The 11,771-nt window shown below is 71.8% G+C and carries 15 protein-coding genes; 5 read left to right on the top strand and 10 right to left on the bottom strand.

The features are described from left to right. Positions 1–226 precede the first annotated feature (226 nt). The 3 genes from ACLJQF_RS33585 to ACLJQF_RS33575 form a co-directional block, all read right to left on the bottom strand. Complete coding sequence (locus tag ACLJQF_RS33585; RefSeq protein ID WP_410614360.1) at positions 227–1,363, bottom strand: HAF repeat-containing protein; 1,137 nt, start codon at positions 1,361–1,363, stop codon at positions 227–229. Positions 1,364–1,513: 150 nt separating this feature from the next. Beyond that, the gene (locus tag ACLJQF_RS33580) at positions 1,514–2,737 is read right to left on the bottom strand and encodes an RNA polymerase sigma factor (protein ID WP_410614359.1); all 1,224 of its coding nucleotides are present in this window, start codon (positions 2,735–2,737) and stop codon (positions 1,514–1,516) included. After that, entirely contained in the window at positions 2,734–3,057 is a 324-nt protein-coding gene (locus ACLJQF_RS33575; protein ID WP_410614358.1) for a YciI family protein, read from the bottom strand. Before ACLJQF_RS33575 ends, ACLJQF_RS33580 begins: the two co-directional genes overlap by 4 nt. Positions 3,058–3,216: 159 nt before the next feature. Here ACLJQF_RS33575 and ACLJQF_RS33570 point away from each other — a divergent pair, with 159 nt between their 5' ends. Next, positions 3,217–3,678: a phage tail protein gene (locus ACLJQF_RS33570; RefSeq protein ID WP_410614357.1), complete on the top strand. Its 462-nt coding sequence runs from the start codon at positions 3,217–3,219 to the stop codon at positions 3,676–3,678. Positions 3,679–3,681: 3 nt separating this feature from the next. Here the strand turns inward: ACLJQF_RS33570 and ACLJQF_RS33565 are convergent, their stop codons facing one another. The 3 genes from ACLJQF_RS33565 to ACLJQF_RS33555 all read right to left on the bottom strand — a co-directional run bounded on the left by ACLJQF_RS33565 (position 3,682) and on the right by ACLJQF_RS33555 (position 5,532). Beyond that, positions 3,682–4,542: an aminoglycoside phosphotransferase family protein gene (locus ACLJQF_RS33565; RefSeq protein ID WP_410614367.1), complete on the bottom strand. Its 861-nt coding sequence runs from the start codon at positions 4,540–4,542 to the stop codon at positions 3,682–3,684. Between the two features lie 70 nt (positions 4,543–4,612). Beyond that, positions 4,613–4,834, bottom strand: a complete 222-nt coding sequence (gene infA / locus ACLJQF_RS33560; protein ID WP_191313706.1) for a translation initiation factor IF-1 — start codon at positions 4,832–4,834, stop codon at positions 4,613–4,615. Further along, on the bottom strand, positions 4,834–5,532 hold the full coding sequence (locus ACLJQF_RS33555; protein ID WP_410614356.1) for a GNAT family N-acetyltransferase: 699 nt from the start codon (positions 5,530–5,532) through the stop codon (positions 4,834–4,836). The genes infA and ACLJQF_RS33555 overlap by 1 nt, the downstream gene beginning before the upstream one ends. A 250-nt stretch (positions 5,533–5,782) precedes the next feature. Here ACLJQF_RS33555 and ACLJQF_RS33550 point away from each other — a divergent pair, with 250 nt between their 5' ends. Both ACLJQF_RS33550 and ACLJQF_RS33545 read left to right on the top strand, forming a co-directional pair. Beyond that, positions 5,783–6,409, top strand: coding sequence for a glyoxalase (locus ACLJQF_RS33550; protein WP_410614355.1), 627 nt, complete (start codon positions 5,783–5,785; stop codon positions 6,407–6,409). Between the two features lie 179 nt (positions 6,410–6,588). After that, the gene (locus ACLJQF_RS33545) at positions 6,589–7,380 is read left to right on the top strand and encodes an Fpg/Nei family DNA glycosylase (RefSeq protein WP_410614354.1); all 792 of its coding nucleotides are present in this window, start codon (positions 6,589–6,591) and stop codon (positions 7,378–7,380) included. Between the two features lie 53 nt (positions 7,381–7,433). On the opposite strand, the gene ACLJQF_RS33540 is transcribed toward ACLJQF_RS33545, so the two are convergent. Continuing rightward, positions 7,434–7,886 (bottom strand): DinB family protein, encoded by a 453-nt coding sequence (locus tag ACLJQF_RS33540; protein ID WP_410614353.1) that lies wholly within the window; start codon positions 7,884–7,886, stop codon positions 7,434–7,436. Positions 7,887–7,961: 75 nt separating this feature from the next. Here ACLJQF_RS33540 and ACLJQF_RS33535 point away from each other — a divergent pair, with 75 nt between their 5' ends. Then, positions 7,962–8,756 (top strand): PIG-L family deacetylase, encoded by a 795-nt coding sequence (locus ACLJQF_RS33535; protein WP_410614352.1) that lies wholly within the window; start codon positions 7,962–7,964, stop codon positions 8,754–8,756. 146 nt (positions 8,757–8,902) lie between these two features. Here the strand turns inward: ACLJQF_RS33535 and ACLJQF_RS33530 are convergent, their stop codons facing one another. Next, positions 8,903–9,301, bottom strand: a complete 399-nt coding sequence (locus ACLJQF_RS33530; RefSeq protein ID WP_410614351.1) for a RidA family protein — start codon at positions 9,299–9,301, stop codon at positions 8,903–8,905. A gap of 47 nt (positions 9,302–9,348) precedes the next feature. Between ACLJQF_RS33530 and mtnA the strand changes: the two genes are divergently transcribed. After that, positions 9,349–10,314 carry an S-methyl-5-thioribose-1-phosphate isomerase gene (gene mtnA, locus ACLJQF_RS33525; protein WP_410614350.1) on the top strand — a complete coding sequence of 322 codons (966 nt, stop codon included), beginning with the start codon at positions 9,349–9,351 and terminating at the stop codon, positions 10,312–10,314. A gap of 7 nt (positions 10,315–10,321) precedes the next feature. Here mtnA and ACLJQF_RS33520 read toward each other — a convergent pair whose 3' ends face one another. Together ACLJQF_RS33520 and ACLJQF_RS33515 are read right to left on the bottom strand one after the other, a co-directional pair. Next, the gene (locus tag ACLJQF_RS33520) at positions 10,322–10,546 is read right to left on the bottom strand and encodes a ferredoxin (protein WP_410614349.1); all 225 of its coding nucleotides are present in this window, start codon (positions 10,544–10,546) and stop codon (positions 10,322–10,324) included. Further along, complete coding sequence (locus tag ACLJQF_RS33515) at positions 10,540–11,730, bottom strand: cytochrome P450 (protein WP_410614348.1); 1,191 nt, start codon at positions 11,728–11,730, stop codon at positions 10,540–10,542. Before ACLJQF_RS33515 ends, ACLJQF_RS33520 begins: the two co-directional genes overlap by 7 nt. Positions 11,731–11,771: the final 41 nt, after the last annotated feature.

Raw genomic sequence — 11,771 nt, 5'->3', positions numbered from 1 at the left:
CTAGTACTGCAGGGCGAGATCTTTGTTCGGTGCGGCCGAAGACAGCCTGCCAGGACAATCCTGGACGCCGGCCTGCCGGTCTGCCGCAGCTGGTCGTGAGTGGTAATTCGGGTTAGAACCCGAATTACCACTCACGACCAGCTGCGGCAGACCGGCAGACCGGCGTCCAGGATTGTCCTGGCCGGCCATCTTCGGCCGCACCGAACAAAGATCTCGCCCTGCAGGACTAGCGGAGGATCCAGAGCACCGCGTGGTTCTTCCCGGCCGCGGTGGTGGCGCGGCCGGCCACCCGGCCGCTGTCGGTGATCCGGTACGCCTCGCTGCGGGTACCGCCGGGCAGCAGGCCGAGTTGCGTGCGCGGCCCGTTCCGGTACCAGACGGTCGCCCGGCTCCGGAACGTTCCCACCGCGGTGCCCTCCGCGTCGACGCCCTGGACGTCGGCGCCGAAGCCGTCGTCAGGCAGGGCGGAGACGGTGCCGTCGGGGGCCCACCGCACCGCCGACCGGGCCGGCGGGGTGAGGTAGCCGTACCCCACCACGTAGCCGGTGGAGCCGATCCAGGAGAGCCAGACCGAATGGGGGCTGGGCCAATCGAGGCGGTGGATCGTGCCGCCGGCGTCCCAGGTCGCCGGGACGACGGGCCCGCTCGTGGTTTCCCACAGCGTTCCGGCGGCGACCCCGCCCGCGTTGACTACGTGGGCCCCGCTGCTCGGGCTCTGCGGCACCAGCTCGGTGATCGGCCCGCCGTCGACCCAGCGCACGGCGTGGTTCGCGCCGGCGCGCTGGCCACCACCCACGATGATACGGCCGTCGGCGGAGATGTCCTCGGCCATGCTCCACGTCTCGCCGGGGAGCGTGCCCAGGTCGGTGGCCTGGCCGTCCGGATCCCAGCGGAAGGCGTGGTACTCGTTGCCCGGTGTCAGCCAGTTGCCGACGACGACGCCGGTGTCGCTGATCGCGAACGCGGTGGCGTTGTGGAAACCGGCCGGGACCTGCAGCGTGGTCGCCTGGCCCTGGGCGTCCCAGCGCGCCGGCACGGCGTCGGTGGCGGTCAGCACGTAACCGGCGGACACCCCGCTCGCGTTGATGTCCCGCACCTGTCCCGCGCTGCCGCCGGGCGTCGGCAGCGCCGTGATCAGGCCGTCGGCGTCCCAGCGGACCGGGAGGTCGCGCCTGGGGTTGGAGCCCGCCGACGACAGCCCGACCATCACCCCCGCCTCGTTGACCGCCAGGACCATGCTGTCGTCGTCGCCGGGCAAGGTACCGAGGTCGACCGGCCCGGCCGGGGCGGCCTCCGCGGTGCCCGTCAGTGCGCCGGAGAACACGACCAGCGCCGCCAGTGATCTTCGGAAATTGCGCAGCATGAAGTCTCCCCTCCTCGACCGGCGTCGTCCGATACCGGCCACCCTTGCCGCGGACAGTAGTCCAAGCGCCGCGCGATTTGCCCTGCCGCGCGGGCCTTCCACACGAATAGCCGAAGAGCGCCGGGCCATTCCGTCCACTGTGGACCTCGGCTACCCCAGCTGGTCCCGGCGGCGCGTCAGGTACGCGATCTCGGCGGTGTTGCCGGCCAGCTCGATGGCCTTGCCATACGCCGCCCGGGCCTCCTCGCCGCGGGAGAGCCGCCGCAGCAGATCGGCGCGGGTCACGTGGTAGGCGTGGTAGCCGGCCAGCTGGTCGTCGAGCCGGTCGACGGCCGCCAGGGCCACCTCCGGACCGTCGAGCTCGGCGACCGCGATCGCCCGGTTGAGGACGACGACCGGCGAGGCGTCGACGCGGACCAGCTGGTCGTAGAGGGCGACGACCTGCGACCAGTCAGTGTCGCGGATGTCGCGGGCGGACGTGTGCACGGCGTTGATCGCCGCGAGGATCTGGTAACGGCCCGGCGCCACCCCGGCGGCGAGGCGCTCGCGCACCAGCCGGTGGCCCTCGGCGATCAGCGCCGCGTCCCAGGCTCCGCGGTCCTGCTCGTCGAGCGCGACCAGCTCGCCCGCCGAAACCCGGGCCGGGCGGCGGGCCTCGATCAGCAGCATCAGCGCCAGCAGCCCGGTCACCTCGCCGTCGTCCGGGAGGAGGGCGTGGATCAGGCGGGTGAGCCGGATCGCCTCGGTGGTCAGGTCGGATCGGATCGGGTCGGTGCCGGGGCCGGTCGCCAGGTAGCCCTCGTTGAAGACGAGGAAGAGGACGGTGAGCACACCGGCCACGCGGGCCGGCAGATCCTCGGCGGACGGCACGCGGTACGGGATGCGCGCCGCCTTGATCTTGGCCTTCGCGCGGGTGATCCGCTGCTCCAAAGTGGACTCCCGGACCAGGAAGGCGCGGGCGATCTCGGGCACGGTCAGGCCGCCGACCATGCGCAGCGTCAGTGCCACCCGGGCCTGCGTCGCCAGCGCCGGGTGGCAGCAGGTGAAGACCAGCCGCAGCCGATCGTCGTCGATGACGCCGGCCGGCTCGGACGGGGAGTCGTCGTACACCATCCGAGCCTCCTTGTGCTTGTCGTCGCGCTTGGTTTCGCGCCGGATCCGGTCGATGGCCTTGCGGACGGCGGTGGTGGTCAGCCAGGCGCCGGGGTTCGGCGGCACGCCGCCGCCCGGCCACCGCTCGACGGCGGTCGCGAACGCCTCGGCGGCCGCTTCCTCGGCGACGTCGAGGTCGCCGAACCGCCGGGTCAGCGCGGCCACCACCCGGGCCCACTCCTCGCGGTGGACCCGGGTGACCGCTTCCCGCACGTCGATCACCGGAACGGCCGCACTTCGATCTTCCGGTCGCAGACCTTCGACGCCTCGGCGGCGAGCTTCAGCGCCACGTCCAGATCGGGGACGTCCCACACCCAGAAGCCGGCGAGGAACTCCTTCGACTCCACGAACGGCCCGTCGGTGAGCACGGCCTGCTCACCCCGGTTGTCGACGACCGTGGCCGTGTCGGCGTCCGCGAGGCCGCCCGCGAAGACCCAGTAACCCTCGGCGATCACCCGATCGTTGAACTCGCTGATGGCCGGCTGCCGGTCCGTGCGGCCGGGATCGACCTTGTCGTCGATGACGGAGACCAGATACTGCATGCGAAATCCTCTCCTGCGGTTGGTGGACGCCGAGCCGTCGCGGACCGCGGCCGCAGCCACGGACCAGAGTGCCACTGCCCTGCACGACCCGTCCGGGCGCCGTAACCGGCCCGAGGGCCTACGCTGGGTCCGGCCGGGACACACACGCGGAGGATCGCCATGCCCCACACCGTGGACTTCGACACCGTCTCGACGGCCGGCCTGGAGTCGTCGCCGGTCGCGGACGCGCTGGCCGGGCTGCGGGCCAACGAGGCGCGGTACTTCAAGAACAAGTACGACCACGTCTTCACCGTCGAACCCGCGAGCGAAGCCCAGCCTGCCGTCGACCTGGTGCACCGCATTCTCGAGGAAGAGCGCGGCATCGTCATCTCCTCGCGTCCGCTCGAGGCGACCGCCTTCCAGGTCGGGAACGTCCGGTGGACGTACGTCTTCTACGAGAGCGGCCTCTCGGTCAACGTCCTGTACACCGTGGACGACGGCGGGAAGCGGGCGGTCGGGTTCAAGCTCTCCGACGGGATGGCGATTCCCGAAGAACTGGCCTCCTTCAAGTTCGCCCGCCAGAAGTCGAAGCTGGCCGGCACCATCCGCGGCTCCTACTTCGTCATCAAGAAGGAGTACTGACCCTCACCCGGCGAGGGCCTCGGTGATCTGGCGGGTCGTCTGCGCCGCGACGCGCGGGTCGGCGGCCGCGTACGTCACGTAGGCGTTCAGGCCGGTGGCCAGGGCCCAGCCGCGGCCGCGCGTCCAGGTGGCCTCGTCCACGCCGAGGGCGGTGCGGAACGTCGCCCGAGTCTTGGCCGACAGGAGCGTGAAGGCGATCATCAGGTCGCACGCCGGGTCGCCGATGCCGAGCCCGCCGAAGTCGATGACCGCGCTAAGCCGGCCGCCGGCCGTCAGCAGGTTGCCCGTGTGGAAATCGCCGTGGCACCAGACCGGTGGCCCGGCCCACGCGGGAGCCGCGAGGGCGCTGTCCCACAGGCCGGTCAGCGCCGCGACGCCGAACGCGGCGCCGGCCTGCTCGATCGAGGCTCGGGTCGCGGTGTCCCGGGTGGCCAGCGGCCGGCCTGCGACATCCGCGGTCTCGCCGTCGAACCGGTGGAGCGCGGTCAGGAACCCGGCCAGCTCGACGGCGGCGTCGTGCGAGCCCGACAGCGCTTCGACCGTCGCCACCTCGCCGTCCAGCCAGCGCGACACCGCCCACGGCCACGGATAGCCGAAGTCCGGATCGCCGATCGCCACCGGGACGGGGATGGCCAGCGGCAGGTGCGGGGCCAGCCGCGGCAGCCACTCGGCTTCCTTCTCCGCCTGCTCGATCGCGCCGGCGTGGCGGGGAAGCCGAACCGACAGCTCCGCGCCCAGCCGGAAGATCACGTGATCCGAGCCGGCCGGGGCGTACCGGATCAGCGGCAGCCCGGCCCAGCGCGGGAACTGCGTGTCGACCAGCCGCCGCGCCAGTGCGGCGTCGACGGCCGGGTTCGTCTCCACGGTCAAGAAGCTCCTCCTGGTGATTCCGGGAGGCCGTCGCCAGGCCCGGAGACCCGGCGACGGCCGAGCACTACGTGCGGTACCGGAACAGGATCCGGCCGCGGTTCAGGTCATAGGGGCTCAGCTCCACCAGGACCCGGTCGAACGGCAGGATCTTGATGAAGTTCTTCCGGATCTTCCCGCTGATGTGCGCGAGCACCTTGTGCCCGTTCTCCAGCTCCACCCGGAACGTCGCGTTCCGCAGGCACTCGACGACGGTGCCCTCGACTTCGATGCCGGCCGTGTCCGCCATCAGCGCAGCACCAGCTCGACGTTGCCGCCCACCCGGCGGGCTCCGGCGCTCTCGAACAACGCGACCGCCGCCGGGTTCGCTTCGTTCACTTCGGCCGTGGCCGCCGGGACTCCCTTGTGGTGCAACGCATCCAGTACGTGGGTCAGCAACGCGCGGCCGACGCCGGCACGCTGCCGGTCCGCGCGGACCGCGAGCAGGCCGATCCGCGGCTGCCGCGGCACCGCCGCCAGCCTGAGCAAGCCGACGTAGCCGTCGTCGGCCGCGGCCACCGTGTACTTGGTGACGTCCAAAACCTGCGGAAGGGGCAGGATCTCCGCCGGCATCTCCTGCCAGCCCACCGTCGCCGAAACTTCGGCGCGGACCACGTCCTCGAGCGAGCGCAGCGCCCGCTCGTCGGACGGCGGCCCGATCGTCACCCCCGCCGGCCCGGGAACCGGTCCCGGTGCCGTGGGGAGCACGTACTCCCGCTCACGGCGCCGCGTGGTGAACCCGACGGATTCCCAGCGGGACCGGAGCTCGGTGTCGGCTTCGTCGACCACCGTGTGGAGGGGCCTCGGCAGTGCGGGCAGCATGTCCGCCGCGAGCAGCGCGAAGTCGGCGTCGGTCCACGTGTCGATGCTGAGGAAGAGGCGGCCGTCCGGTCGCCGGGACACTTCCCCGCGGCCGGCCACGTCCGGCCGTTCATGCAGATGGTTCATGTGTGTCGCCTTTCGGGAGTCCCTGTTCCAGGTGCTCCCGGCGACAGCTAGGCCGGCCCGCCCGTGACGACGAGGGGGAGCACCCACAACGTTGCAGCGTTCACGGGTCTCACCTCCTCGGGCCGGGTCACGGACGGCAGAAAGCTATCAGACGGCCACACACCCCGCCCACTCCTTTTTCCGAAGCGGCCCACAGACCGGTCAGGAATCGAGAAGCGCCGGTCAGCGGCCCGGACCTAGCGTTACCGGCATGACGAACATCGAAACCATCACCCTCGAAGTTGCCGACACCGCCGCCGCCGAGCGCTTCTACGCCGACGCTTTCGGACTCACCACCCAGCTGCGGTTCCGGGTCTCGGACGCGCCGAGCGACGGCTTCCGCGGGTTCACCCTCTCCCTGACCGTGCCGCAGCCCGCGGACGTCGACTCCCTGATCGAGACCGCGCTCGAGGCCGGAGCCACGACCATCAAGCCGGCCACCAAGTCCATGTGGGGCTACGGCGGCACCGTCCGGGCGCCGGACGGGACGATCTGGAAGCTCGCGACGTCGGCCAAGAAGAACACCGGCCCGGCCACCCGCACGATCGACGCCATCGTTCTCCTGCTGGGCGCCGCCGATGTGGCCGCCAGCAAGAAGTTCTACGTCGACCACGGCATGACCGTCGGCAAGAGCTTCGGCAAGATGTACGTCGAGTTCGACGCCGGCGAGAGCCCCGTCAAGCTGGCGCTGTACCGCCGCAAGGCGCTCGCGAAGGACGCCGGTGTCGCCCCCGAGGGCAGCGGCTCGCACCGGATCGCGGTCGCCGGCGCGGCCGCCGCGTTCACCGACCCGGACGGGTTCGCCTGGGAGACCGCCGCGTCGGCGAGCCTGTCCTGATCAGCCGCGCAGGAGATCGGCGACGGCGGCGATGCCGGGGCCGATCGCGTGGTCCGGGGTGTCGCCGAACCCCAGGATCAGCCGCGGTACCCGCTGACGTTCGCCCTCACCGCCGTGGCGATCCTACCCGCGCTGCTGTTCGCGCGGCGTCGCTGACCGGGTTCCGGCAGACTTTCCGGGTGCCCGAACTCCCCGAAGTGGAACTCGCCCGGCAGGTCCTCGCCGGTGCGCTCGGCCGGAAGATCCGCTCGGTCGACGACCACGACGACTGGGTCTGCCGCCCGCACGCGCCCGGGGACATCGCGACGGCGTTGCGGGGCGGCCGGCTCACCGAAGCGCACCGGCGGGGCAAGACCCTGTGGTGCGAAACGGAAGGCGCCGACGGGCGGCCCGGCCCGCACCTCGGCCTGCACCTCGGGATGGCCGGGCAGCTGCGGTTCGGCGGGGAAAGCGGGCCGCCCGGACGGTTTCGCGACCGTGCCGAGAAACCCGAGTGGTTCCGGTTCGGGATCACTTTCGCCCACGGCGAACAACTGAGCCTGTTCGACACGCGGCGGCTCAGCCGGGTGCGGCTCGACCCCGATCTCGACGCGCTCGGCCCGGACGCCGGGGAGATTTCGCGCCGCGAATTCGGCGAGCGCGTCGGCCGGGGACGGGCACCGCTGAAGGCGCGGCTGCTGGACCAGTCGGTGGTGGCCGGGATCGGCAACCTGCTGGCCGACGAAACCCTGTGGCAGGCGGCGTTGTCCCCGGCGCGGCCGGTGCACGAGCTGGCCGCCGACGACCTCGCGAACCTGCACAAGGCACTGCGGAAGGCGCTGCGCGCGGCGATCCGCCACGGCGGCGTGCACACCGGCGAGATCATCGGCCACCGCCGGGCCGGCGACCACTGCCCGCGCTGCGGCGCGGAGATGAGCCACGGAACGGTCGGCGGCCGGTCGACCTGGTGGTGTTCGAAGGAACAGGCTTAGTGGTCGGTTTCGGAGATCCTTCGGGGTCTCGCCGGACTTCCGAAACCGACCACTTAGCGCGGGCCCAGCCCGGTGCAGCCGTCGAGCAGTTCCCGGGCCACGTCCAGGTGGCCGGCGTGCCGTGCCGTCTCTTCGATGACGTGCAGCACGACTCCGCGCAGATCGGTGATTTCGGCCCCGAACGGGCCAGGGTGCCGGCCCCGCGGCGGCGCCGACAACGGCGTCGCGGCGACGATTTCGTCGGACCGGCGGCACTGTTCGCGGTAGTAGGCGAAGACGGCTTCCGGGGTCCCGGGCGTGGGATCGGCGGGGTCCGCCGTGCCGGTGACGATCTCCTGGAACCAGTGCCGCTCCGCGTCCCCGAGGTGTGCCACCATGCCCAGCGGGGTCCAGCCGGACGGGAGGACCGCCGTCGCGAGGGCTTTCTCGTCGAGGCCGTCGAGGATGGCCAGGACGCTCGCGCGCTGGGCCCGCAGGAACGTCAGCAACGTGGTCTTCTCGGTCACGGTCGCGGACCTTAGCGGGCGGGAGCGCATCCTCGCGGGCGGTTTTTGTCGGTGGTTGCCGGTACCGTCGCGGACATGGCAACACTGGTCACTTTCCACGCGCACCCGGACGACGAGTGCCTCCGCACCGCTGGCGTCATGCGCAAAGCCGTCGAAGACGGGCACCGGGTCGTGCTCGTCGTCGCCACCAAGGGCGAGGTGGGCGAGGTCCCCGACGGATTCCTCGCCGAGGGCGAGAAACTGGCGGACCGCCGTGTCCAGGAGTCGTACGCGGCGGCGGAGATCCTCGGCGTCGAGCGCGTCGAGTTCCTCGGCTACCGCGACTCGGGGATGATGGGCGAGCCGACGAACGACGACCCGGCGTGCTTCTGGCGCGCCGACGTCGAAAAGGCGGCCGAGCAGCTCGCGGCGATCCTGCGCGAGGAGTCGGCCGACGTCCTGACGGTGTACGACGACAACGGCGACTACGGCCACCCGGACCACATCCAGGTCCACCGCGTCGGTCTCCGCGCGGCCGAGCTGGCCGGCACGTCTCGCGTCTTCCAGGCGACGTTCAACCGCGAGTTCATGCAACGCGGCTTCGAAGCGGCGGTCGAGCAGGGTCTGATGCCCCCGGAGGCGGCGCCGAAGCCCCCGGAGAACGTGGAGTTCGGCAAGCCGGAGGCCGAGATCACGGCGGCGGTGGACGTGTCGAAGTACGCGGCGGTCAAGCGCGCGGCGATGCGGGCGCACCCCAGCCAGATCAGCGAGGACATGTTCATGTTGGCCATGCCGGACGAAGCCTTCACGTTCGCGTTCGGCACGGAGTGGTTCATCCGCTGGGGAGAGGGCCCGGGAATCACCGAAACCGACCTCATGGCCAACCTCTGACCCCGCCCAACCCGGCCTGCCTCCCGGAGCCCCGACGAAAGTGGTCGCCCGACCCCGAGATGCCCGCCCAATCCCGCCTTCCAATGGCAGAGACGTGACTCGCGTGATTGACGGGGCATCATGCGTGATTGGGCGGGCATCTCGGGTCAGGCGAGGGCGGCCGTGACGTCCAGCTCGACCCGCTGGCCGGGAAAGCCGAGCTGGGCCACGCCCAGCAACGTGCTTGCCGAGGTGAATGCCGGGCCGAGCGGTGAGGCCGTCAGCCGGTCCCAGACCGCGGACAGCTCCGCGCGGTCGGTCGTCACGACGTAGATCACCGTGCGGACCACGTCGGATGGCGTGGCTCCCGCGAACTCCAAGGCCGCCGCCGTGTTGGCGACGACCTGGTCCGTCTGGGCGAGGATGTCGTCGCCGGCCAGCGAGCCGTCCGCGGTCAGGGGGCACTGGCCGGCCAGGTACACCGTGCGGCCGGGCGAGGTCGTCGTCACGTGGTGGTAGCCCGGTGGCGTGTGCAGCCCGGGTGGGTTCTGCCGTTCAATGGTCACGGCCCCATCCTCACCGGCCGGGCAAGCGGAAATCCCAGGGAGGGCACGTGCACAGGACCATCGACTGGGCGGACGGCGCGATCGTCGTCATCGACCAGACCGCGCTGCCCGGCGAGTACCGGCTCCTCGAGCTGCGGACCGTCGGCGAACTGGTCGACGCCGTCAAGCGGCTCGCCGTCCGGGGTGCGCCTGCGCTCGGGGCCGCCGGGGCGCTCGGCGTTGCGCTGTCCGCCCGTCAGAACAGCGATGTCCGGACGGACGCCGAGCTCATCGCGCACGCGCGGCCGACCGCCGTCAACCTCGCCTGGGGCGTCGAGCGCGCGCTCGCGAAGCTGGCAGACGGCCCCGACGCCGTCCTCGCCGAGGCGCTGGCCCTGCTCGACGAGGACGAACGACTCAACAAGGCCGCCTCGGCGCACGCCGCCGAGATCGTGCTGGAGGAGTGCCCGCGCCGCCCGCTGCGGCTGCTCAGCCACTGCAACGCCGGCCGGCTGGCGACCGTCGGCTGGGGCAGCGCGCTCGGCGTCGTCTGGCATCTGCACGAACGCGGGCTCGTCGAAGAAGTCCTCGTCGACGAGACGCGCCCGCTGCTGCAGGGCGCCCGGCTGACGGCGTGGGAGCTCGCACAGGCGAACGTCCCCTACCGCGTCCAGCCCGACAGCGCGGCCGCCGCCGCGATGGCGCGCGGCATGGTCGACTGCGTGCTCGTCGGCGCCGACCGGATCGCCGCCAACGGCGACGTCGCCAACAAGATCGGCACCTACGGCCTCGCCATCGCCGCGAAACACCACGGCGTGCCGTTCGTCGTGGTCGCCCCTTCGTCCACAGTAGACACGAGGCTCGCGGACGGCACGCGGATCGCCATCGAGGAACGCGACGCCGGAGAGCTCACCGCCTACGCCGGGGTACCGATCACCCCGCCGGACGCGGGCGTCTTCAACCCCGCCTTCGACGTCACCCCGTTCGCACTCGTCACGGCCGTGGTCACCGAACACGGCCGGTTCGAGCCCTGACAACACCCTAGGGACGCGGCCCGATCTCCCGGCCACCGTCGGTCACCGTGATCGCCATGGCCGGGCAGGAGTCCGCCACGTCCAGGACCGTCTCGTCGGCCTCCACCACGGGCGTCACCGGGTGGGCCACCGCGCCGTCGAGGGCGAACACCTCCGGCATCAGGGCCGCGCACATCCCCGATCCGATGCAGGTGTGTTCGTCGACCTTCACGTCCCAGCTCATCATCACCATCCGATCGGCATCGACCGCGGTCCGCGGACGAGCATCTGCGTCTTCCACACGATATCGCCGGCGAGGTGCAGCCCCGGCAGCTCGGTGACCAACGCGCGCAGTGCCTCCTGCAGCTCCAGCCGGGCCAGGGGCGCGCCCAGGCAGTGGTGGACGCCGTGGCCGAAGCCCAGGTGGTGGTTCTCCGGGCGGTCGAAGCTCAGCTTCTCCGCGTCGCCGAACTGGAGCCCGTCGCGGTTGGCCGCGCCGATCGCCACCAGCACCGGCTCACCCGCCCGGACGAGCACGCCGCCGACCTGCACGTCCTCCGTGGCGTAGCGGGCGAATCCCGCGCCGGCGCCGAGCGGCACGAACCGCAGCAGCTCCTCGACCGCCGCCGGGACCAGGTCCGGGTCGGCGCACAGCCGCTCCCACTGCGCGCGCTGGTCCAGCAGTGCGTAGACGAAGTTCGGGATCTGGCTCGCGGTCGTCTCGTGCCCGGCGACGAGGATGCCGACGCACAGGTCGACCAGCTCCAGCTCGGTCAGCCGGTCGCGGACGTCGCGGGCCTCGATCAGCGCCGTCATCAGGTCGTCCTGCGGCCGCGCGCGGTGTTCGGCGATCAGCCCGCGCATGTAGTCGCGCAGGTCTTCCTGGTTGCGCTCGAACTCCTCCGGCGTCAGCCCGCTCGTGGACAGCGCCGCGTCGCTCCACACGCGGAACTTCGGCCGGTCGGCGACCGGGACGCCGAGCAGCTCGCAGATCACCGCGACCGGGATCGGCAACGCGTAGGCGTCGACGAGGTCGGCGGGCGCGCCGGCCTCCTTCAGGTCCGCGATCAGGCCGGCCGCGAGTGAGGCGACGCGCGGCCGCAGCAGCTCGACGCGGCGCATGGTGAACGCCTTCGCGACCAGCGTCCGCAGCCGCGTGTGGTCGGGCGGGTCCATCTGCAGGATGCCGCCGTCGCGCATCACCGGCGAGCGGCGCGGGGCGTCCTTTTCCTTCTCCATCGCCCGGGAGAACCGGCGGTCGCCCAGCACCAGCCGGGCATCGGCGTAGCGGGTGGCCAGCCACGCCGGCTCGCCGTAGGTCATCTTCACCCGGACCATGCCGTCGGCGTCCCGCGCGGCGGCGTACGCCTCGTTCAGGTCGAGCCCGGCCTCCTCGTTGAAGGGGTACGCAAGCGGTTCGATGTGGGTGGCGGTCATCTGGGAACCCCCGTGCTCCGGTTGTAAGCATCTGCTTACAA

The organism is Amycolatopsis sp. lyj-109 (genome assembly GCF_046548995.1).
Taxonomy (GTDB): Bacteria; Actinomycetota; Actinomycetes; order Mycobacteriales; family Pseudonocardiaceae; genus Amycolatopsis.
The sequence above is the reverse complement of the archived record's forward strand: the minus strand, read 5'-3'. Positions and strand labels throughout refer to the sequence as shown.

What these genes read in the sequence shown, in the direction of transcription:
- ACLJQF_RS33585 (WP_410614360.1), bottom strand. Translation starts at nt 1,363, where the DNA reads ATGCTGCGCAATTTCCGAAGATCACTGGCGGCGCTGGTCGTGTTCTCC.
- ACLJQF_RS33575 (WP_410614358.1), bottom strand. Translation starts at nt 3,057, where the DNA reads ATGCAGTATCTGGTCTCCGTCATCGACGACAAGGTCGATCCCGGCCGC.
- ACLJQF_RS33570 (WP_410614357.1), top strand. Translation starts at nt 3,217, where the DNA reads ATGCCCCACACCGTGGACTTCGACACCGTCTCGACGGCCGGCCTGGAG.
- infA (WP_191313706.1), bottom strand. Translation starts at nt 4,834, where the DNA reads ATGGCGGACACGGCCGGCATCGAAGTCGAGGGCACCGTCGTCGAGTGC.
- ACLJQF_RS33555 (WP_410614356.1), bottom strand. Translation starts at nt 5,532, where the DNA reads ATGAACCATCTGCATGAACGGCCGGACGTGGCCGGCCGCGGGGAAGTG.
- ACLJQF_RS33550 (WP_410614355.1), top strand. Translation starts at nt 5,783, where the DNA reads ATGACGAACATCGAAACCATCACCCTCGAAGTTGCCGACACCGCCGCC.
- ACLJQF_RS33535 (WP_410614352.1), top strand. Translation starts at nt 7,962, where the DNA reads ATGGCAACACTGGTCACTTTCCACGCGCACCCGGACGACGAGTGCCTC.
- ACLJQF_RS33520 (WP_410614349.1), bottom strand. Translation starts at nt 10,546, where the DNA reads ATGGTGATGATGAGCTGGGACGTGAAGGTCGACGAACACACCTGCATC.
- ACLJQF_RS33515 (WP_410614348.1), bottom strand. Translation starts at nt 11,730, where the DNA reads ATGACCGCCACCCACATCGAACCGCTTGCGTACCCCTTCAACGAGGAG.